Genomic DNA, 22,037 nt, shown 5'->3' on the forward strand with positions numbered 1-22,037 from the left:
TATTATTTCCTACAAACATCCAATTCTTTTACAAGAAACTGAATATAGTATAATTACCAGCCGCCAGCCACATCCTTCATGTCTCCCTTTTTCATATGCAAAAGAAGCCCAAGACTCTCTCAAAGAGAGTTTTAGGCTTCTTCCATTTTAAGATTAAACCGGTGTGGGCACTGATTCACCGCTTGGTCTAACCAGTGATTTACTTTGCCATACGCGGCTTCGCCAACGCAGATACATCAGCAAGCCCCTCGTCCACTCATCCACTGTAAAAGCAATCCATACACCGAGTAGGCCCATCTCCAGATGTATCCCTAGCCAATAGGATAGTGGTACCGCAATCCCCCACATGGAGACAACCCCCATCATGACTGGGAATCTAGCATCACCCGCGGCACGCAAGGAATTGATGACAACTAAGTTAAAGGTTCGCCCTGGTTCCAAAATGATAGAAAGAAGTAGAATCGTCGATCCCATCACGATGATATCTGGATTATCTGTGAAGAGCCCTAACAGCTCTTTACGGAAAATCGAGGAGATACCGACGACAACAAAAGTTAATACAAAAGTAAACTTTAAACTTCTAATTAATTTATGATACGCCGCTTGAAAAGCCCCCGCACCAACCATATGTCCCACTATAATTTCTGTTCCCATCCCAATCGCCATGCCTAAAGCTATAAAATAATTGGTGATATTCATCACGTATACATGGGCGCTTAACGCTGTAGCCCCGATAATATTGATGAAGCTGAAGATCATCAAATAATGTGACTGCCAAGAAATATGCTCACCAGCTGATGGTAATCCGATGCTGAGGATTTGCTTAACGATACGAGAATTGAAGCTCACATAGTGCTTGAGCAGGATCGGTACTTGTAGACGGCGGTATAGGATGACAACAAGGATAATGAGACCAATCAATCGACTTACGATCGTTGAAACAGCCGCACCTGTTACCCCCCATTCTGGGAATCCCAAGTTACCGAAAATCAAGAGCGAGTTCCCCAAGACGTGGATCACATTGACTCCCAATGTTACGAACATAACGTCTCTTGTCTGTCCGTTGGAACGCAATACTGAAGAAATCGCATATGACAGGGCTTCGATCCAAATAAAGGCCGAGATCAAATTCAAATACGTTTTGGCAATCCCAATTTGCTCAGGCGCCAAATGCATGAGCTGCATCAATGGCTCACCAAAAACGACCAATGCAATACTCACGATGACTCCAAAAATCAGGTTTATGGTAATCGCTAGCGCGGAAATTCGACTGGCTTCCTTTACCTGGCCTGCACCTAGATGCTGCGCAACGGCTACACTCGTTCCAATACCAACAAATCCAAACATTAGAATACAGAACATAATCAGCTCATTCGCCAAGCCTACGGCTCCGGTCACTTCATCTGAGATTCGGCTTAGCATGAACACATCCGCTGTTCCTAACATCATACGTAGCACGGAGTCAATAAAAATCGGCCAAGTGACTGCGAATAGACTAAGCTTTTGCCAAGACGCTGTTGAATCTTTGTCTTTCATTCGTATTCACCTCTAGTTATTGCAAATGCAACTAGCATAGAATACGTAAGCGATTGCAGTCAAATGAAAATAATTAACTCCCAGGTCACGGCCCAGTTACTCGAATTTTTCGAGTAACTCCACCTCGCGGGGCGCTTCCTCAACCCAGTTAGTCGATTTTTTCGACTAACTCTACCTCGCGGGGCGCTCCCTTAAGCCAGTTAGTCGATTTTTTCGACTAACTCCACCTCGAGGGGCGCTTCCTCAAGTCAGTTAGTCGATTTTTTCGACTAACTCTACCTGGCGGGGCGCTTCCTCAAGCCAGTTAGTCGATTTTTTCGACTAACTCTACCTCATTAGTTGTTACGATGCAAGAGAGCAACAGCCTTTTCAGTAATCATGAATTTATGGCATCTCATCGAGCCACCGCCGATTGAATCAATCAATCTTTTGGATTCCAAATCTCTCAATACTTTTCTGCAAGTCTCGCTCTTAAGTTGAAGCCACACACATACATCAGTCAATCGGAAAGGTTTATTACAAAACAAAGAGAAGCGCAAGACCTCCCGCTCGTAAACGGGCAACTTGTGCAACCCAGTACCCTCCGCATTACCAATTCTACCAATCAATTCATATAGGTTCCTTTGACAGAAGCTCGGTTTTTTCTCAAGCTCATCTCGGCTATATGGGAAGTAAGTGTACCCAAGTATCGCAACTGAACGTGCACGTGCCCTCTCGAATGAGAATCGGTCTCTCGTAATTTTCTCTGCGTGGGTTACAAAGCTGTCCTCCTCGAACACGATCCGCAGATTAGGATGAAATACATCACCATATATCTTCACGCCTGACAAACTCATCATTTCGTATTCTAGCACCAATCCCTCGAATGAACCCATAACAGGCAGAAGTACCTCCTCCATAAGTAACTTTGTTCCCGTCAAATCCCTTTGCAGCATCTCCAGCCTCTGCCCGCTAGCACTCCGAATTTGCTCCTGCCAAAAGTTTTTATATTCCTTCTCAAACACGCCAACCGCCTCCTAAACAAAATAAAACGCCGCTAGCTCCAACAAAGGGAGCTAGCGGCGTGTGCTTCACGCTTTTAAATCATTCATATACTCACGATACCAAAATTCTTGTCACTTAGCAAAATAAATTCCATTCTTCCGTCGTGCAAGAAAATCGTGAAAAGTAGAGATTAGCGTGTGTTTTTCTTATTTCACCTGTACCCAAGCGCCCTGCTTGTCTGCAGATGCCATCTCAGCCACAGCAATATCGATCGTGCCCATTGTACTTTCAGGTGTTGCTGTCGTCACCGCTTGCCCTGAGAGAAGCGTCTCCACGAAATATTTCAGCTCCAGATAATAGCCCATCTCTGGTGAAATCTCCGGGTTGAAACCAGGCGCGTCATTCGGGTTTACTTTTAAACCGCTCGCGTTGAAAATCATATTAGCTTTCTCAAAGTTAACGCGGTATAGCATTTCGAAGCCATAATCGCCTTCCAATGTCCAGTCCGCTTGCGCATTGATGACTTTGCCGTCTCCGTACAAATAGTTCGTAGACACAACATCATAGCCGCTGCCCGGAACCACATTTCGTGCCAAACAAGAAACCGATTCTGGTTTACCGAACAGCCAGTTGACCATGTCGATATCATGAACATGCATATCCAATAAGGCTCCGCCGCTCTTCTCTTTGTCGATTAGCCAAGGTCCCCAAGTCGGAGTTGCGCCACCCCGGTAGAAATAACCGCTTGTCACTTTGCCGAAAGTCCCCTTCTCTACAATTTCTTTCAAGTACACATAAGCCGGCCAAAAACGTAGACACTGACCGATCATCAGCTGCTTACCATTCGCTTTGGCTGCCTCAATCATCTCTTCGCACTCTTGTGAATTCGAAGCCATTGGCTTCTCACACAGCACGTGAAGACCTTTATTTAGGCATTCAATTGTTATGTCACGGTGCAGATACGTTGGGAGCGCAAGATCCACGTAATCCAACTGTTCTTTCTCGATCATCTCGGACACACTTGTATACTTCGCATATAGACTAAAATCGATCGCGGAATCACCAGTATCAATATTACCGGCAACCGCGTTGCCTTCTAACTTCTCTGGGTCGATATCACATAGTGCTACGACTTTAATAGCAAGACCTTCTGCTTCCAGTCGAACGTAATTCTCCAGATGCGTTCTTCCCATGAAACCTAATCCAACGAGTCCGATTCTTAACATGATTACTTCCTCCCCAAAATTGCATCCATAGCACCTGATGTGTTATATACGATTTGCACGCCATGATGCGTATAGCCAGGAATCATTTCCGCGATCACATAATCTTCATACCCAATGGTTTGAAGTGCTTTCATCACTTCCGGATAATTCACATCACCTGCAAGGAGGTCAACAAACCCATGTAAGCCGCCAGCTGCGCGGCGATAATCCTTGAAATGCACTTTTTTGATACGATGACTCAAAATAGAAATCCAATGCTCCGGATACCCTGAGAAAATCACATTCCCTACATCGAAATAGGCACCAACGTACGGGGAATTAACTTTATCTATGAAATCTCGCATTTCCAGCGGTGATAATAAGAATTTGTTCCATACATTCTCGATCCCAATCGAAACCTTCAAGGACTCGGCTACTCCCGATAGCTCCTGAATCGCTTCTAAGGAGTAATCATAGGCTTGATCATACGGTACTACTTCAGAATCAGGGATGAAATCAACGCCTACCGCGCCTGGCACGACTAGAATCGTATCAACACCAAGTGCCGCGGCATGCTCTAGCTGCTTCTTAACGATATCTTTGGCCTTCTGACGTATTTGAGGCTGACTGCTTGTCAACGAATAGGACCAGAATAAGCCTGTTGCTAAGCTGCTTACTTCAATTCCTGTATCATCGGCATGCTGACGGTACGCACGAACTTCACTTTCAGTGCTTTCAAGACTCAGCTCGCCCGTTTCATTCAGAGCTAACTCAATGCCGTCAAAGCCGGCCTTTTTCGCAGTTGTGATGCATTCCTTTACACTCATGGAGCCTGGAAATGACCAAATATTAATCCCTTTTTTCATTGTTATCTCCTCCGCTTCTTTCCTTAATTATAAAAGAGGGCCGTCACATAAGATTTATCTATTAAGCCGAATTATTTGCACTTTAGCGAAATTCAATATGTTAAAATAAGAAATAATCGGGAAGAAAATCCCCCTAGAGAGGACAGACAGCATGGATTTCCCAAGAATTTATTTACAGGAATCACTTTCGATTGAAGCTCTCATTTCCTTTCACTATTTTGAATATGCCAAAGGCTTTGTATTCGACGGGGAGCAGCATGACTTCTGGGAAATTCTCTACGTGGACAAGGGAGAAGTCGAGGTTCGAGCTGATGATGTCATCCATACCCTCGGGCAGGGCAACATGATCTTTCACAAGCCTGAGGAGTTCCATACCGTTCATGTCAGACACGCGCATAAGCCGCCAAATCTCATCGTCATCGCCTTCGCTTGTCATTCTGAAGCTATGTCTCGTCTTGCCAATAAAGTTGTTTCACTCGGTGATCGCGAACGCAATATCCTCTCGATCATTATGCAAGAGGGGTTTCATGCCTTTCTCCCTCCCTTCGACTCTCCATCCGTTCATCTGCTTGAAAGGCATGGTGGAGCGCCGTTTGCAAGTGAACAGCTCATCAAAGCTTATTTAGAGGTTCTTCTCATCACCCTCATCCGTAAACAAGAAGCTGGGGCAACCATGAAGGAAGCTCAGAGATTAAAGCAATCCTCTTTGCAAAAAGAGAGAGATGAGCAAAATCTGGTTGGGCAAATTATCGATTATTTGCAGGATCATCTTGCTGATTCATTTACACTAGATGACCTCTGTCAAGCCTTCCATCTAGGTAAAAGCCGAATGAAGGAGCTATTCCTATCCCAGAAGGGGATGGGCGTCATGGAAGCCTTCAAATCGCTCAAAATCGAACAAGCCAAAACTTATATGCGCGAAGGGCCTTACAACATCACCGAAATTGCGAGCCTATTAGGCTATACAAGCATCCATTATTTTTCTAGAGACTTTAAGAAGACTGTCGGCATGTCACCTACTGATTATGCGAAATCCGTGAAAGCAAGAGTACATCAATGAATATAAGAAAGGGCAGTCCCTCAAGTAGATGAATTCTACTAGAGAGACTGCCCTTCGTTATGAAACAATTATTTAATAGTTTTAAGCAAACGCTTAGCTGTGCCGTTCTGTGTTTCAACCGTCTCGTACACGTTAATCGTGAATGGATAGCTGAATTGATCTGTTGTGATATTCGTTGCATCCAATGTCTGGACACCATTAACTAATTTATTAGGGCCAGCGAAAGATGCATCCTTCGTGCCAACAATACGTCCTGCAGGGTCGACCACTTCAAATCTTAATTTCGAGAAGTTGTTGTCAACTACCACATTTTCCTGCTGGGTGATGCTTAGGTCCATTCTCAGCTTGTAGGTGTAAGTTAACTGTGGACTAGTTTGCATACTGGTCGAGATATCATTAATTTTCAAGTCAAACGGGTACAAAGAAATTGTAGCATCTGATACTTCAGTCTGGACATCCGTAGTCAACGCGGCAATCGTTGTCGTATACGGAGCTGCAGTCTGACCATCTAATATTTTCAAAGTGAAGCTTTCGCCATCCTCAGACTGAGGAACAATATAAGAATAGCTGACAACATAACTTAAGCCAGGATTCATCAAGTTCGTCACGGTCGTTTGACGAGCACCTTGATACGTAACACCTTGCTTATTAGCTAATTCCGATAGGAACGCTGGTGTAGCGATTGGAGCTGTGCTTGTGTTCGTTAATTTGAACTTCGCTACAGCTGTCTTATACCCCTCACCTGGATTCTCATGCAGATGAAGCTCCATCAAAGACGCTTGCATTAACTTATTAATTGATTTCGCAGACGCATTGAATGGAATTGGTTGACCGATCGTATACGTTGCTGCCGCTGGACTTCCATCCACTGGCCAATTGATACCCAATTTACCTGTGGCAAGCTCCGTAGGTTGTCCTCCCTCTTTCGAGACAAACGTATCTGTCGAGAGCACTAGCAAATTCGTTAGTGTCACACCATTCTCAACAGGGATAGCGTAATGGATTAAGGTATTCTCCCCTGGGCCCACAACAACTGGAGCTGTTTCCGTACGTTTTCCCTCGTAATTCTTCGTCTCGGACTGCGCATCAATTCTGAAAGAAGGAACTGTTTCACGACCCGCTCCCGAATTGTTCACAAGCACAGTAACCACGGCTACGCGACCTGTTTGCGAGTTCTGGATCGAAGCTTCAACGGTTGCATACGTAAGCCCTGAGTTCACACCAGGAATGGTGAAGGCTTGATTCCATTGTACGTTAGCGATGCTTTCAAGCGCTGCACTGCCTGTGCCTCCGTACCAGACTTGATTAGTTGGCATTGTAAGCAGAGTAGTCTCCACTTTCGGATAGGCATACATATCCACATTCACGAAAGAAAGCCCTTGAATCGTGCCGATTTCCTTCGAATCGATCGAAGCGAAATAGACAAGTTCCGCAATTTCCTTCGGCTGCAGCGATGCTTTATTGCTTGCACTTGGTTTCAGCGTGTAAGAGATCCCGCCGGAAGTTTGAACGCGAAGCTCGTGCTCTGGTACACGATTAAGCGTCGTGCCACCATTGTACAAACGTACCGTTACAGCAAGCTGTGAGCCTGTCGCTGTAGGTGTTTCAGACACGCTTTTAACAGCAGCCCGAATATCCTTAGTTAAGCCATAATTCACTGATGGAGCGGCTACAGTAGGTGTTGAAGGCTCCGCAGCCCATGCTGCGGTACCTCCTTGAGCGATCATTGCTCCCAGCATGATAGCTGTCAAACTAGATTTCCATGGTCTTTTTTTCATCTATAACTTCTCCCTCATTATGAATTTCAAAGATGTTACTTGGCAGCTGGAGTTGCAGTTGGCCCAGCAGAAGCAGCTGGGCTATTCACCTTTTGGCCATCTTTCAACGTGTTCTGGCCACTGACGACCAACTGTTCGCCTTCCTTCACGCCATCTAGCACTTCCTGGAACTCACCATTAATGCGCCCAAGCTTCACTTTTCGTTTCATATATTGATCGCCTTGCTGTACGAATACGAACGTATCGGATTCCTCACGAATGATACTCAGTGTAGGTACAACAGCAACTTTCTCCTCAGATTCCGTTGTCAGTTGTACTAAGTAGCGTCCACCTGGCTGAATTGTACGATCTGGATTCGGGACTTCTAATTCCAACGTATACGTTTTGGAAGCAGCACTCATGATTGGCGCTAAATAACTAATCTTGGCTGTTCCTTTCTTATCAGGGGTATTCGGACTATAGTACACAAGTTCTTTCTTATTTTTCACAAGCTGATAGTTCGTCTCAGCGAGCTCCGTTTTGATTTTAATCGGATCGATCTGCTGAACTTGACCAACCTTACCTGCCGCAGCTGAGGCCGTTTGTCCAACCACCACAGTGAAGTCTGTCAAAATACCGCTGCCTGGAGCTTTAACTTCATAATTCTCCAAAGAGCGCGTTGCATCCTCTAACGAAAGACTCGCAGATGCAGCTTGGGTTTCGATCGCAGAGATCGAATCCGTATTATCGAAGGCGGTTAGCTTATTCTGGGCAGAATCAAAGCTCATTTGTGCGTTATCCAACGCTTGCTTTACTTGATCCACTTGACGTTGTACGGCAACTCCCGCTTCAAAATCATTTCTAATTTTGTTGTAATCCTGCTGGGCGTTCTTCAACGCCGTTTGCGTGCGAGCTACGTTATCAGCCAAGTCCTTCCGATTATTCACTTTGCTATCTCTAGCTTGTTGTAAAGAATCCTGTGCGCTTTTCACTTGAAGCTCACTCTTGCGTTTAGCAGATAGGGCGTCTTTGTTATCAATAACGAAGAGGACATCGCCTTTCGTTACATATTCGCCTCGTTTCTTCAGAACTTCAGTAACTTCACCATTCACTTTCGACATGACATCGAGCGTTGTTCCGGCTGCAACATCGGCAACCTGCTCAATGGGATTACTTATTTTCTGAAGCTTAATGGCTTCTGTTTTAACTGCTTTAGGCGTTAACTGTACAGTTGCCGCATCCTTAGCTCCTGGTGCTGAGCAGGCGGTCGCCAGTACGGTCGCTGCGGTTAACAGCGTGATGACCCCCATCCAGCGATACTTGCTATGTCCTCTTCGTGAACCTTCGTTAATCATCGATGTGCCTCCTTATACCTCTAACGAACTCGTTGTCATTTTTTCGTTGCTTTTTTTTCGATTAAATATACGGCTAACACGGTTTTTCATACTCTCAATCAACTCGTAAATGATAGGTACAACAACTAGCGTCAAGAGCGTAGAGGTAATCAAACCGCCAATAACAACAACACCAAGACCTTTACCGATAAGACCGCCTTCGGCTGAAATACCGAGTGCTAATGGCATTAACGCCATAATGGTAGCACCAGCTGTCATAATAATTGGACGAAGTCTTATTTTCCCCGCTTCAATAAGAGCATGACGAACGGTATATCCTTCTTCACGCAGCTGTTGTGCACGGTCGATCAATACAATCGCATTCGTGACGACGATACCGATCAACATGAGGAACCCGATTAGGGAAGTTACGGTTAATGGTTCTCTAGCAATGACGAGTCCTAAGAGCCCGCCAATGACAGCTAGAGGCAGTGAGAATAGAATCGCAAATGGTGCACTTGCATTCCCGAACGCCAGTACCATGATCAAGTAGACAACGAAAATGGCAGCGGCCATAGCAACGAACAACTGGGTAAAGCTTTCGTTAACATCCTCGGATACGCCAGTAATTTTCGGTGTAACACCCTCAGGAAGCTCAAGCTCCTTCAGAGCCGTACTTAGCTTCGCACTTACAGCCGTTTTATCGTCTGAATTGATTTTGGCAGAAACTTTCACGAGCTGCGACTGATTCTCTCTGGCAAGGGAGGCGGCGCCTTTCGTTTCATTGATTTTAGCGACTTCCTTCAAAAGAATGATCGAGCCATTCTGAGCCGTTAACGGAATATTGCCCAGCTTCTCTAGGGAATCTTTGTCCGTTTTTTCCAATGAAACAGTTGTTGTATATACAATATTATCGAATTTCATATCGCCTAGATTTTGCTTTTGAATCCATGTGCGTGCCGCATCTCGAACGGATGCAGCGCTTAAGCCATAGGCTCTAGCCTTTTTCTGATCAACAGCAATTTCAATTTCTGTTTTGGCATCACTCAAATTATCTTCAACTTCAGCAAGCTCAGGGAATGTGTTCAATTTCTCTTTAACCATTCTTGCGGCTTTCTCTAATTGAAGCTGATCATCACCTTGCAGGGTGTAGGCAAAGTCTGTACTCGATACCCCGAAATCACCTTCCATGGACTTAGGCTCAACTTCAGAACCATTCGGCAGCTCGGATAAAATATAAGCTGTTGTTTGCTCCTGAACTTGTTTCGGATCCACATGTTCATTGACTTCAAGGAAAATCTGAGACGCATAAGGGATTCGCTCATCATCCTTGCCTGCGTAACCTACTAGTGCTTCAACAAACTTAAATACGGGCTCACCATTCGAATCCTTCAGGTCTAGTAAGACCGTTTCAATTTCTTTCGTTTTGCTATCTGTTGCATCAAATGACGTGGAATATGGCAATTTTAATTGGAAATACATGATATGAGATGCCGCTGAGGCAGGTAAAAATGATACGGATAAGAAAGGTATCGTTCCAGCCATCGTTCCGACTAGCATAACTAAAGCGATGAGTAACGTTTTAATTCTATTTTTCAAGCTCCAAGTCAGTGCTTTTTCATAGAACATCGTCATCTTCGTCGGCGCCGACTCATCATGCTGCACCTTACCTGGTTTACTGCGCAATACGAGTAATTTCGAAAGCATCGGAATAACTGTTAACGCAACGATTAGGGAAGAAAGAAGCGCACATGCAATCGTTAAAGCGAATGGTCGGAAGAATCCACCTACAACCCCAGTTACCAAAGCAAGTGGAGCAAATACCCCAACGGTTGCCAAGGTCGAGGACGTAATCGCCATCGAAACTTGCTTCGTTGCTAAGGCAATTACGGATTCTTTACGTTCCTGCGCTTTTTCCAAGGATGCATAAATATTCTCAATTACAACAATCGAATCATCGACAACCCGTCCTACGGCGATAAATATGCCACCGAGCGTCATCGTGTTGAGTGTCAGATCTAATTGCGACATTAATAATAATGTGATCAAAATGGAAAGTGGAATCGAAACTAGAACGATTAACGTCATTCGTACATTGCGTAAGAAGACTAGAATCATAAGTGATGCAAGGACTGCACCGACAATACCTTCACGAACAAGTCCTGAGATCGATTCTTTGATTTGATCAGCACTATCAAAGGTGCTTTTGAACGTAATGTTCGGTAAGGTTGTTTTCCAATCCGAAATGTTCTTCTCAATTTCTTCTGAGAATTCAACCGCGTTCGCACTGCCAGCTTTATATAAAATCATACCAATAGCTGGCTTGCCATCTAATCGCCCATTGAAATCCGATTCGGTGATGGCCTTTACTTTGGAAACTTGATCCAATGTAACGATGGTTCCCTTCGGCGTTGTAATCTCTACTTTTTGTAGATCAAACAAGCTGGATAAGTTGCCTGTTACTCTAGCCATTTTGCTATTCCCATCGATTTCAACAGAACCGATTGGCGTTTTCGTCGCAGCTGTATTAATGGCATTGCTCACCATTCCTGGTGACAATCCATAGACATCAAGGGCCGCTGCATCTAGCTCGATATCGAGGGAAGTATCCCTGGCACCGATAATGTCCATATGGTCGATCCCTTTGATTCCTTCAAGCCCTGGTTTAATCGTATCTTTGAACGTTTTATCAAGCTCTGTTTGGCTTACTCCCTCGTTCGCATATGCGACTAAATAGTTCGAAGGGAACGATGCCGCACCGAAGGTTGAAGCTTTCGGCGCACCTGCTGTAGCAGGTAAGGAAACGGTAGACAGGGCATCCTGTACAGCCTGCTTCTTCTTGTCGATATCGACATTCTGCTTGAAGAAAATAATAACCATGGAGAAATTATCGCTGGAAGTGGACTGCATGGAGTCTAAATCTTCTAGATTCGCCAGCTTCTTCTCAATGGGTACCGTAATTTCATCCATAACGTCTTTTGGCGCGCCCGTGTAGGTCGTTGTAACGGCCACAACAGGGAAGGAAACGTTAGGCATGTTCTCTTCCTTAAGCTGTGTTGCTGAATACAAGCCGCCTACAAAAAGCATGATCATGATGATGAATAACGCGGAAACGTTTTTCATCGAAAAATGTGTGAGTCGATTCATTCCTGTACTCCCCTCAACTAATGATTGTGAGTTAAAGATACAGGTTCAATATGAACTCAATATGAACAAAATAAAAAAACTTGGTGAACATTCCCAAGTTTCTTCTTAACTCTTTTTAGTTGGCGAATGGGTTGTCGGTAAAACAATTAGGAATAGCGTACCTTTGCCTTCCTCACTTTGAACCTCAATCGTTCCATCATGCATATCAATGATTTTTCTAACAATAGCAAGTCCAAGGCCGCTGCCGCTATCGCGCTGTCTCGCCTGATCAACCTTATAGAATCGGTCAAAAATACGCCCCTGCTCGTCTACCGGAATGCCTATCCCATTATCTTGAATCCATACTTGAACCCGGTCTCGCAAGGGAACAAGCTTGATATAAATATGACCTCCCGCAGGTGTGAATTTGATGGCATTGCCAATCACATTCATCCACACTTGACTTAGCTGATCCGCATCCGCGAAGATTTTCACACGAGGCAGGGCCAGATCCATATCCAATTCTTTCGCTGACCATTGGGGCTCATAGAATACAACAATACGTCGCAGCTGCTCATCCAAATCATATATCGAAGGATGAAAAGGATGATGTTCTGACTCTAACGAAGCCAGCTTCAGCAAATTGTCACTCAGACGCGATAAGCGTTCGCTCTCACGCTCAATAATCTCTAAATACTTGTTACGGTCATTTTCTGCTATATCAGAATCACGCAGAGCTTTGGAAAAGCCGCGAATGGACGTCAGCGGTGATTGAATTTCATGTGAGACATTTGAGACGAAATCCTGCCGCATTAACTCAAGCTGCTTGAGCTCTCCAGCCATATGATTGAAGCTCTCTGCGAGTTTGCCAAGCTCGTCCTTGTTATTCACGTTCACATTGACATTAAAATTGCCTCGTGCCAGCTTCTCAGTTGCTAGGGTCAGCTTTTTCAAGGGATTCACCAAATATCGCGAAGCGATCAGAATAAGCATGCTCCCCACGATCAGGACAATGGCTAGAACAAATACGATCAAGGTCTGAATTTGGTTGCGTGCAGCATCTGTGAAGTTCGTATGTATGAATAAAGCATAGCTCTGATTACCAACGGTTAGCGGCATGCCGACTTTGATCGAGTTAATCCCATGTAATGGTGCGCTAGAGTCTAAGCTTTTATAAATATGTCCCTTTAAAACATCTGCAACCTCGGAAGGTTGTATCCGCGGCCTCCCCTTGGCATCCACAGGGATCTGCTCTAATGATTCGCCACTAGAATCAATTAAAGTAAATAAATAACTTTCGTTCAGTCGATTGCTTCCGGCTACAAAGGAATCCAAGTTCTTCGGCTGCACTTCATTGCTTAAAGTGACAATTTGACGTCCAACAGCTAGCATCTCTGATTGAAATTGCGTTGAAATCATATTCGTAAAAAAGTACATGGCCAAAGGAAAAGCGACAAGCACACTGACCACTACGATCGCTAGAAAGGTTACAACCACGCGCAAATAAAGCGATTTGATCATACCTTCACCTCGAGCCTGTACCCTAATCCGCGAATCGTTGTAATTTGAAAGCCCTCCGAGTATGGCTCAAAGCGTTCCCGCAACCGTTTGATGTGGACATCCACCGTACGTTCATCGCCTTCATAATCCATCCCCCATATTTGCTCAATCAACTGCGTACGGGTGAAAATTTGACCAACATGGCTAGCGAATTTATATAAAAGCTCAAATTCCTTCAACGGCAGCGTAATACGATGATCTAGATAGCGAACTTCATACGTTGTGCGATCAATGGTCATCCCCCCGATGAGGATTACCTGAGAAGAATGAATTCGGTATCGCTTGAGCAGTGCCTTGACTCTCATCACCAATTCTACTGGATCAAAAGGCTTTACTAAATAATCGTCGGTACCGAGCTGGAAGCCCTTCACTTTATGTACTGACTCGCTTTTCGCGGTGACCATCAGCAAGGGGAGCTCTGGGTAATTCTTGCGCAATTCGCGGCACAGCTCCCAGCCATCCATCAAAGGCATCATGACATCCAGCACGACTAAGTCAGCTGGCGTTGTATCCATGAGGCTTAGTGCCTCTCGCCCATTGCTGGCTTGCACAACCGTTAGGCCTTCCCCTGCCAAATAAACGCGAATCAATTCTCTGATATCCGCGTCATCATCAACAACCATAATACGGGTCATGCTTGCACCGCCTTTCTCCAACCATTCAGCTATGCTAGATAAGGGATTGGATCCTTGGAGCCCGCTTCTTCAAAGCCTTTCAAGCGCAGACGACAGCTATCACACTGGCCACAAGCTTCTGCTTTTCCATTATAGCAAGACGTTGTCAGCTCATAAGGAACGCCGATTTTCAAACCTTCCTCTACGATCTTCGCTTTCGTCCAGTTGATCAACGGCGTTTCAATCGTGATGCCTTTACCTTCCACGCCCACCTTAGTAGCCAGAGCAATAACCTCTTCCACCTTATGAATGAATTCTGGACGGCAATCCGGATATCCGCTGTAATCTAGGGCATTCACACCGATATAAATAGCTTGAGAGCCCGTTACTTCTGCATAGGATGTTGCAATGGAGAGAAATAATAGATTCCGTCCTGGCACATAGGTTACCGGGATTTCTTCAAGCTCAGCACCGTCCATCACGTTCGGTACATCAATGGAATCATCCGTGAGCGCACTGCCACCGAAATCACGCAGGAAATCCAACTTGATGATTTTGTGCCTCGAACTTACCCCATAATGCTCAGCAACTTGCTTGGCATTCTCGATTTCGATCTTGTGGCGCTGTCCATAGTCAAAAGAAATCGGAAATAAGTCATAGCCAGCCTCCTGGGCTAGTCCCATACAAGTCGTACTATCTAATCCGCCGCTGAGAATAATAACCGCTCTTTTTTTATTTTCACTCATGGTCATCAGTACCTCTTCCTTATAATTTGAAAATGGCATTGTACGCATGGAAAGTACAATGCAGGCTAGACGCCTCGCATCGCTGGGTCCCAAATAATCTTATGCAGCTGCATATTCAGCTTTACCTTCGATAGTCCTTCAGCCAGCATCAGATCAACCAGCTTGCGCGGCGGCATCGTTTCCCACACGGGACTGAACATCGGCAGCGCTTTGGTCGGATACTTCTGTAATACGCTGACTGCTGTACGGAAGTCGAGATCGCTTCCGATTACGAACTTCAGCTCATCTTGCTCGCGCAGCAGCTCGAAATTGCTGTAGATCATCTGATCCATTTCACCTGAATCAGGCAGCTTGAAGTCCATCACATAGCGCACTTTCGGTGATGTGACCCCAGCTACGAACGGTGCAAGGTCAATTGCACCATTCGTTTCGATGTGCAGGTCATCGACCTGCTCCAGCTCGGCGAGCGCTTCGATCAGCGCGAGTGATTTGTCGCCGTACAGAAGCGGCTCGCCGCCTGTGAGGCAAATATGCCGGGAGCGGAACGTCTGGACCTTGCTGATAATTTCAGCAATGGTCATGACGTTCTCGGCTTCCGCTGGCGGGTAGCTGTACGTGGTGTCACACCATGTGCAGCGTAGGTTGCAACCAAAAAGACGGACGAAGATCGTCGGGAAACCGGCACGGGTTCCCTCCCCTTCAACCGTCTCGAAAATCTCGACCATGGGAATGCGAATATCGCGCATTACACATCCTCCTCCATCATCGAGCGAGTGATGGCTGCATAGCTAGTCGGCGTTTCCCATAGGCGAATCTCGTCTAGTGTAATCGCGGGATACAGCTGTTCATCAAGCAGTGCTTGGTGAATTTCTTCGTATATCCAAACCACCATATTCTCAGCAGTCGTATTCATCGGCGGGAGTACGTCGTTCAAATAGCGGTGGTCCAACCGATCAATCACGCGTTCTTTCGTTATTCGTTTAATATCTCCAAAATCTATTGCGATCCCTCGGCTATCCACTTTCCCCCGCATAATTACTTGCAGCTTATAAGTGTGGCCATGTAGACTTTTACATTTTCCCTCATAACAATGCAGATGATGCGCACTGTCAAACGTAAACTCTTTGGAAATCAAAACGGATTTATGGTGATATTTCAATTGGTTCTCTTGGATGTCGCGCCCCAACTCTTGCACATTTCTTGGGATTTCATAGCTCATTATTATCACCTCGTATATTCAAAAAAAACAGTACTCTACATTATATCATAAATAGACAGTTTGTCACCTTGCTAGCTTGGCATGGAAGAATTTCGCTCCTTCTTCTGTATCCAATCCAGATGGCCGCGGATCTCTTGCATGCGTTCATTCTCCTCACGCAAGTCAGCTTCAATTAAAGCAGTCAACCGCTCAATCTGTCCAACAACTGAATCTGGAAGCTCTACTTCTTCGAGAGATTTCACAATATAAAGTAAGCATTGCAGCGTTTCGTCCATTAGACTTTTCTTTTTCCCTGTCAATACGACTTCGCTCAAAAAAACAAGATGATTCAACTCTTTTTGCGTTAATTTCAAGAGGAACAACCCCTTTCTTTTTCCATTATCCAACATTTTACGACAACGGGAAAGACTCTCTTGACAACAACAACTATAACATTTATGATTACAGTAATGTGTTACAAAGTTGTTTACAGTTCATCGATCGATTACCAACTACTTACACACATGCTTTTGGATGGATGAACAACAATATAAAGAACTTATTCTAATCCTTGGAGGGATCCGTAATGAACACACAAGTACAAAATGAAGTTTTGAAAGTGATTGAAGACCGTCATTCCGTTAAACAATATCAAGCTGGGCACACGATGCCACAAGCTGATCTTGAGCAAATTTTGACTTCCGCTTCCTTGGCACCATCTTCTTGGAACCTTCAACATTGGAAGCTTCTTGTTATTGACGACCAAGCACAAAAAGAAAAACTACTTCCAATCGCTTACGGTCAAAAGCAAATCGTTGAAAGCTCCGTCGTAATCGCTGTTCTAGGTGATCTCGAAGCTAACAAAAATGCGCAAGCCGTATTCGGTCCTGCTGTTGCTGGCGGCTTCCTTCCGCAAGCAGTGATGGATACACTTGTAGCACAAATCGAAGGTGCTTACCAATACCCACAAGTTGCTCGTGATGAAGCGATTCGTAACGGTTCCTTGGCAGCTATGAACTTGATGCTTGCAGCGAAAGCACTTGGCTATGATACTTGCCCGATGGGTGGCTATGATGCTGGTAAATTCGTAGAAGCTTTCAACGTTCCAGCTCGTTATGTGCCTGTTATGTTGATCAGCGTTGGTTTGGCTGCTACTCCAGCACGTTCGGCTGGCCGTTTTCCATTAGATCAAATCACAGTTTCCAACTCCTTCTAAATATAAATGAATGAAAGGCATGACTCTCATGTTAGGATGAGAGATCATGCCTTTTTTGTACGCTTTTGATTAGTGGAATTGTTCCGTTTCGAACATAATTTCGTCGATGAGCTTATTCCGATAAAGCATAGATAAATTGAAGGTTTCGTATTCCTTCTCCTTATCCAGCTCATCCAGCAGCAGCGTCGCAATTAATTCCCGATCATCGGAGTCGCCAGGCTCACGGAAATCGATAAACCCAGTCAGCTGCCGTGAGCTGATATCCACCGTTGCGGTCCCGATCGGTAATCCACCATAGGACTGCTGATAAATCTCATAAGATAACGTATCCAAATCGTCTCTGACCAAAACAATGGAATAGTCATCACTTGTTGGTATCCACATATCATCTTCAGATTGAATGTCTTCGACCAAATCCAGCATATCGATATGTGTTAACTCCACCGTATCGACCGTTTCACCATTATAGATCATGTGAAACACGAACGAATCCGTTTGCTCTTCATTGAAGTCCGCCACCATCAGTTCAGTGACAATATCCATTTCTTCATCAAAAGGATCAAATCTCCAAGTAATGTCTCCGATAACCTCAGATCCGTAAATGTGCAAGACTGCTTCAGCGATCAACTCTGCCTCCTTGTCATACACCTGGTACTCTACACTGCTCCTATTTTCGCTAACAATAACGAGCTCGTATCCTTTTTCTTGCTTTCGCTCCTCCAACATATCCTGCTGTTCTGTAGGCAGTTCCGACTCCCGATCATCCAAGCTAATATCTTCTCTTAACCACGAATAGTCCAGTTCATCATCATGCAGGAGATCTACACTTCCGATAAAATCCTCCTGAAACGTTGACGGCTGAATCGCATGATCCGTTGCGATCACAAAATCATAATCACTATAACTAACTGTAACCTCACACTCCACAATGCCTAGCGCATCAATCACATCTTGAATATAGGACTGAGAAAAATCATAGACTGCCTGCTTATTCACAATCGTAATGGATTGCTTCTCCAGATGAATCGCGCCTTTGAGACGATCCGATTCCCTGTAGACTAGCGTTAACGTACCGACAAACTCCCCATTGTACATAATATCGCAGACTTCGCCGCCTGCTGTTTTCAGGTCGGGTCTTAGCATAATATCGGCCACGACTTACTCGCCTCCTCTACAGATCTTGTGTCATTCTTCTGTAGCATGCCCATTATCGACCAAAATATGAGTAATCAGGATATTCGTCTATACACTTGTGCCCCAGCTTACATATCTTATCTTATAACACTCAACACGAAAGGAGGTAATGTCCATGTCAGGAGTTGTAGGTAACTCAGCAGCTGCGGTATTAGTTCTTTTTATCCTTCTTGTCATTATCACAAGTGCATTCGTTATTTAATAATTGATGTAAAAACAAAAAGACGATCACCAGCCCATTGAGGCATGGTGATCGTCTTTATTATTTGGGTGGTTGCTGTTGCGATTGTATCAAGCGCTGACGCTCTGTTTCAATCGAGGCGAGCTTCGCTGAGATGATTTCCTTAGCTCCTGGCTTGTCCTTGAGCTTGTGAAAAATCTCTTCCGCTCTAGCCAGCTTCCCCGAGCGCATGGCTAGTTCGCCTAGCGACGTTGCCGCCTTCCATTCGCCAATGTGGTAATCGGCGCTCACGCTGCCGCGGTAATTCGGTAAGCAAGTCAGCGATTGCTTAATGCTCGCCTCCGCTTGTCGCAGCAGCTCGTCCGCTTGCCTCATGCGCACTTGCGCGAGCAAGTAATGCGCGTCTGGGAAATCAGGAGACTTCGCGAGTGCTTTGTGGCAGAAGGCTTCCGCTTCCGTATAGTTTTTGCGTTGCAGCATGATTTGAATCAGAAGTCGGTAGATCTCAGGCATCCTGCCAAATAATGCAGTCTGTTGGCCTAAGCGTTCGGCTTCAAGTAGAGCGGTTAGTGCTTGCTCTTCGAGTCCTAACCCCAGCGATTCACGACCATAGAATAACCAATGACCTGGATTCCCGGGGTCTTCCTCTATCATTAGCTTAAGCAACCGAAGGTTACGTTCTAGCTTACCTTTGCTTTGTAGGACTGCTGGTTCATACCCGTGATGATCTAATCGGATCTTAACAGCTCTTCGAAACGTATCGAGCTGATAAATCCCTTTATCCGTGCCTATTTGTTCATGGATGCGTCCAAAGTAGCGAAGTCCTCTTTGTGCAGGGAACATCCTCACCTGCGAGAAATCATGCTGAATCGTTCCCTTCACCTGGTTCAAATGCCAGACATGGAGGGCTGGTACGGTGTTCAACCGGTTGAATACTCCTGCAACTTCTCGAATTGCATTAACATCCTCCGCGATCAGGACCTCATCGGCATCAATCCAGATGACCCAGTCCGTTTGGACATGCTGAAGACCGATATTACGTGCGGCCCCAAAGTTGTCTTCCCACACGATCGGGACAACCCTTACCTTCGGATACTGCATAGCTATCCTGCGTGTATCATCCGTCGATGAATCCACAAGCAGGATTTCATCGACAGCCCCTTGCAGGGCAACGATACACTTCGCAATGTTCGCAGCTTCGTTATGCGATAAAATCGCCGCGGTCACCGTCACCTTGGGAACATGCAAGAGATCCTCGATGTCTGGTCTCGGCTCGCCAAGCGGCATCTCCTGCATGTGCTGGTAGATGTGATTAACCCACTTGGCTTGAGGATCCAGTAGCCAAGCGCGGTCGAAGACCCGCTTCGCTGCACCCGCTTGATGTTGCAAGAGCAGCGTTTCCCCTAGCATTACCCACAGCTGTGCTTCGAGCGGCTTCTGGCGAATAGCTTGGAAGAGCTCGGTTTCCGCTTCTTGGAGTTTTTGGGATTGGATGAGGGTGATAATGTGGTTATGATCAGCCTTCTGGTACTTATACATCTGCCGGTTGAACGAATGGCACAAGGAAAACACGCTTCCCATTATTCGGATCAATTTTAAAAGTAACCAAAGTACTTATAGGTACTTGGCTAGTTAAGTACATAGTTACTGATGCTGATGTCTCAAACGTCCAATAATTAGTAAACTCCTCAGGCGTAACGGTTACATTATTGAAATACGACATAGCATTTCCAGCCCAGTAATTGTTACCTCCATATCCATCATTATTATAGTATGGATATAAAGGACGAGGACTGATCGCTGCTTTCCCATAAGGATTTGGTGTCGACTCCGATGAAATTACTCTAAAGTTAAAGTCATCCTGGTATAAGACATTGGAATTACCATTTTGATGTGCCAATATTTTAATTTTAGAAATTGAACTGTTTGGTGTATCATTGACATCAAATTTAAGAAAATGGGTCTCATAAACTGAAGCCGTCACAGAAGTTGAATTTTGGATATCAGCTTTAGTAATTGTTGAATTATTTACGCCAAAACCATATTCACTCGTATAATCCAAAATATAACTACTCGTATTTGCTCCTATCGATTTATACAAATCTAAAGATGCAGGGAATGGTTCATACGATGAGAGTTGAATATTAACATTAAGTATCGTTTCTTCGTTTGGATTATTAGCATCAAAGGCAATAAGTTGCTTAACTCTTAACACATTCTGATGCAATAAACTATCCAACGTGTCCCATGTAAATGTTCCTGATGAATCCAGATTTAGTGTCGTAGGTGTTCCATTGTATTCAACAAATACCTGATACGTCATTTGATCATTTTCAGGATCATAGAAAATCTCTTTTAGATCAATTTCAGAATTTTCCGATAGATTTAAGACATGCGTTGAAGGTACCTGACTCCATGCTTCAAAATGATTAGCGATCACACTATTGGCTTTGAGTAGTGGAGGTGAATTATACGGGTCAATATGAATAGGAATATGTCCCTTCGTGAAACCGCCATGATGGTCTGTAACTACAACATCAAGAAAAGCATCTCCTTCAACGAGGGGTACTATTTCTTCTCCCACAATGACTTCACCCTCGTATTTCGGAGATACACTTATTTTCGCATTGCTCTCGACCGAGACTAGTGAGATGTAATCACCCTCACCTTCTTCTACATCATCATCGTCTTTAAAATAAGTATTAATTTGATCCTGAATGGACATGATCTCGATAGGTACTCCAACTTCACCTTGGAGCAGCGAAGAAGATGGATATACCTGATACGGCGCGGTGTTCCCATTATTGTAAGAAAACGGATCCGTGTTTTTAACCGTCTGTGGGCTAATATTTTTAAGCAATTCAGTAGCCTGATCTTTTGTATGTGTAGTTTGAGTTATTAATTTACTCGCATTATAAATGTCAAATTCGTATTCATCCGGATCTCCAGAATTTTCTACCACAACAACATCAAATGTATCGATGATGGACTGTGCTTCATAGCTGTTCTTCACAGTGAAAGTAGAAGTACCAGTAACAAGATTACTTGCATTTATTTCATAGATTCCATCATACTCAAATGTAAACTTACCTTCTGCACTTGTACCTGATGAAATAACATCCAAATAATATCCGCCGTAAAGTGCTCTTAGATCAATATATTTCTTACCATTCTGTGGCAATACAATCGTATGTATCGTATCTGTTGGCTCAATTTCAATTTCCTCACCTGGCTTAGCATAACTAGGATGTCCCGGAACCAAAATTAATGGCGCAGCAATCGCTGTAATACCAGCAATCGTTCCGATCAATTTCTCTTTTCCTCTGAATCCTTTACTATTCCCCATCTCACACCACCATCGTCTATTATTCTTTCTCTCATTCTACCATAGGTAATTTGTACTAAAAACCCCTGAAACGACAAAAAACCTCAAATATCGAGGCGTTTTATCTGAATTTTA

The 22,037-nt window shown here is 44.6% G+C and carries 18 protein-coding genes; 2 read left to right on the forward strand and 16 right to left on the reverse strand.

Annotation, left to right across the window (positions count from 1 at the left end; genetic code table 11):
- Window positions 1-153: 153 nt before the first annotated feature.
- From AC58QC_RS02380 to AC58QC_RS02395, 4 genes are all read right to left on the reverse strand, one after another.
- Entirely contained in the window at window positions 154-1,536 is a 1,383-nt protein-coding gene (locus AC58QC_RS02380) for an MATE family efflux transporter (RefSeq protein ID WP_497413607.1), read from the reverse strand.
- A gap of 335 nt (window positions 1,537-1,871) precedes the next feature.
- Window positions 1,872-2,540: a hypothetical protein gene (locus tag AC58QC_RS02385; RefSeq protein ID WP_497413608.1), complete on the reverse strand. Its 669-nt coding sequence runs from the start codon at window positions 2,538-2,540 to the stop codon at window positions 1,872-1,874.
- A gap of 186 nt (window positions 2,541-2,726) precedes the next feature.
- Window positions 2,727-3,746 carry a Gfo/Idh/MocA family protein gene (locus AC58QC_RS02390; RefSeq protein WP_497413609.1) on the reverse strand — a complete coding sequence of 340 codons (1,020 nt, stop codon included), beginning with the start codon at window positions 3,744-3,746 and terminating at the stop codon, window positions 2,727-2,729.
- A gap of 2 nt (window positions 3,747-3,748) precedes the next feature.
- Window positions 3,749-4,591 (reverse strand): sugar phosphate isomerase/epimerase family protein, encoded by an 843-nt coding sequence (locus tag AC58QC_RS02395; RefSeq protein ID WP_497413610.1) that lies wholly within the window; start codon window positions 4,589-4,591, stop codon window positions 3,749-3,751.
- Between the two features lie 151 nt (window positions 4,592-4,742).
- Between AC58QC_RS02395 and AC58QC_RS02400 the strand changes: the two genes are divergently transcribed.
- The gene (locus AC58QC_RS02400; protein WP_497413611.1) at window positions 4,743-5,651 is read left to right on the forward strand and encodes a helix-turn-helix domain-containing protein; all 909 of its coding nucleotides are present in this window, start codon (window positions 4,743-4,745) and stop codon (window positions 5,649-5,651) included.
- 68 nt (window positions 5,652-5,719) lie between these two features.
- On the opposite strand, the gene AC58QC_RS02405 is transcribed toward AC58QC_RS02400, so the two are convergent.
- From AC58QC_RS02405 to AC58QC_RS02445, 9 genes are all read right to left on the reverse strand, one after another.
- On the reverse strand, window positions 5,720-7,429 hold the full coding sequence (locus AC58QC_RS02405; protein ID WP_497413612.1) for a hypothetical protein: 1,710 nt from the start codon (window positions 7,427-7,429) through the stop codon (window positions 5,720-5,722).
- 35 nt (window positions 7,430-7,464) lie between these two features.
- On the reverse strand, window positions 7,465-8,763 hold the full coding sequence (locus AC58QC_RS02410; RefSeq protein ID WP_497413613.1) for an efflux RND transporter periplasmic adaptor subunit: 1,299 nt from the start codon (window positions 8,761-8,763) through the stop codon (window positions 7,465-7,467).
- Window positions 8,764-8,775: 12 nt separating this feature from the next.
- Window positions 8,776-11,889, reverse strand: coding sequence for an efflux RND transporter permease subunit (locus AC58QC_RS02415; protein ID WP_497413614.1), 3,114 nt, complete (start codon window positions 11,887-11,889; stop codon window positions 8,776-8,778).
- Window positions 11,890-11,994: 105 nt separating this feature from the next.
- Window positions 11,995-13,389: a sensor histidine kinase gene (locus tag AC58QC_RS02420; protein WP_497413615.1), complete on the reverse strand. Its 1,395-nt coding sequence runs from the start codon at window positions 13,387-13,389 to the stop codon at window positions 11,995-11,997.
- Window positions 13,386-14,063, reverse strand: a complete 678-nt coding sequence (locus AC58QC_RS02425) for a response regulator transcription factor (protein ID WP_497413616.1) — start codon at window positions 14,061-14,063, stop codon at window positions 13,386-13,388. Before AC58QC_RS02425 ends, AC58QC_RS02420 begins: the two co-directional genes overlap by 4 nt.
- A gap of 29 nt (window positions 14,064-14,092) precedes the next feature.
- On the reverse strand, window positions 14,093-14,788 hold the full coding sequence (queC, locus tag AC58QC_RS02430; protein ID WP_497413617.1) for a 7-cyano-7-deazaguanine synthase QueC: 696 nt from the start codon (window positions 14,786-14,788) through the stop codon (window positions 14,093-14,095).
- Between the two features lie 65 nt (window positions 14,789-14,853).
- Window positions 14,854-15,534: a 7-carboxy-7-deazaguanine synthase QueE gene (locus AC58QC_RS02435; RefSeq protein ID WP_497413618.1), complete on the reverse strand. Its 681-nt coding sequence runs from the start codon at window positions 15,532-15,534 to the stop codon at window positions 14,854-14,856.
- Window positions 15,534-16,007 (reverse strand): 6-carboxytetrahydropterin synthase QueD, encoded by a 474-nt coding sequence (gene queD, locus AC58QC_RS02440; protein ID WP_497413619.1) that lies wholly within the window; start codon window positions 16,005-16,007, stop codon window positions 15,534-15,536. Before queD ends, AC58QC_RS02435 begins: the two co-directional genes overlap by 1 nt.
- Window positions 16,008-16,078: 71 nt before the next feature.
- Complete coding sequence (locus tag AC58QC_RS02445) at window positions 16,079-16,360, reverse strand: hypothetical protein (RefSeq protein WP_497413620.1); 282 nt, start codon at window positions 16,358-16,360, stop codon at window positions 16,079-16,081.
- Window positions 16,361-16,572: 212 nt separating this feature from the next.
- On the opposite strand from AC58QC_RS02445, the gene AC58QC_RS02450 reads away from it, so the two are divergent.
- Window positions 16,573-17,202 (forward strand): nitroreductase family protein, encoded by a 630-nt coding sequence (locus AC58QC_RS02450; protein WP_497413621.1) that lies wholly within the window; start codon window positions 16,573-16,575, stop codon window positions 17,200-17,202.
- Between the two features lie 69 nt (window positions 17,203-17,271).
- On the opposite strand, the gene AC58QC_RS02455 is transcribed toward AC58QC_RS02450, so the two are convergent.
- The 3 genes from AC58QC_RS02455 to AC58QC_RS02465 form a co-directional block, all read right to left on the reverse strand.
- Window positions 17,272-18,357: a hypothetical protein gene (locus tag AC58QC_RS02455; protein WP_497413622.1), complete on the reverse strand. Its 1,086-nt coding sequence runs from the start codon at window positions 18,355-18,357 to the stop codon at window positions 17,272-17,274.
- Between the two features lie 301 nt (window positions 18,358-18,658).
- Complete coding sequence (locus tag AC58QC_RS02460; RefSeq protein ID WP_497413623.1) at window positions 18,659-20,140, reverse strand: glycosyltransferase; 1,482 nt, start codon at window positions 20,138-20,140, stop codon at window positions 18,659-18,661.
- Entirely contained in the window at window positions 20,109-21,923 is a 1,815-nt protein-coding gene (locus AC58QC_RS02465; protein ID WP_497413624.1) for a hypothetical protein, read from the reverse strand. Before AC58QC_RS02465 ends, AC58QC_RS02460 begins: the two co-directional genes overlap by 32 nt.
- Window positions 21,924-22,037 lie beyond the last annotated feature (114 nt).

It is taken from the genome of Paenibacillus sp. J22P51 (assembly GCF_059692215.1).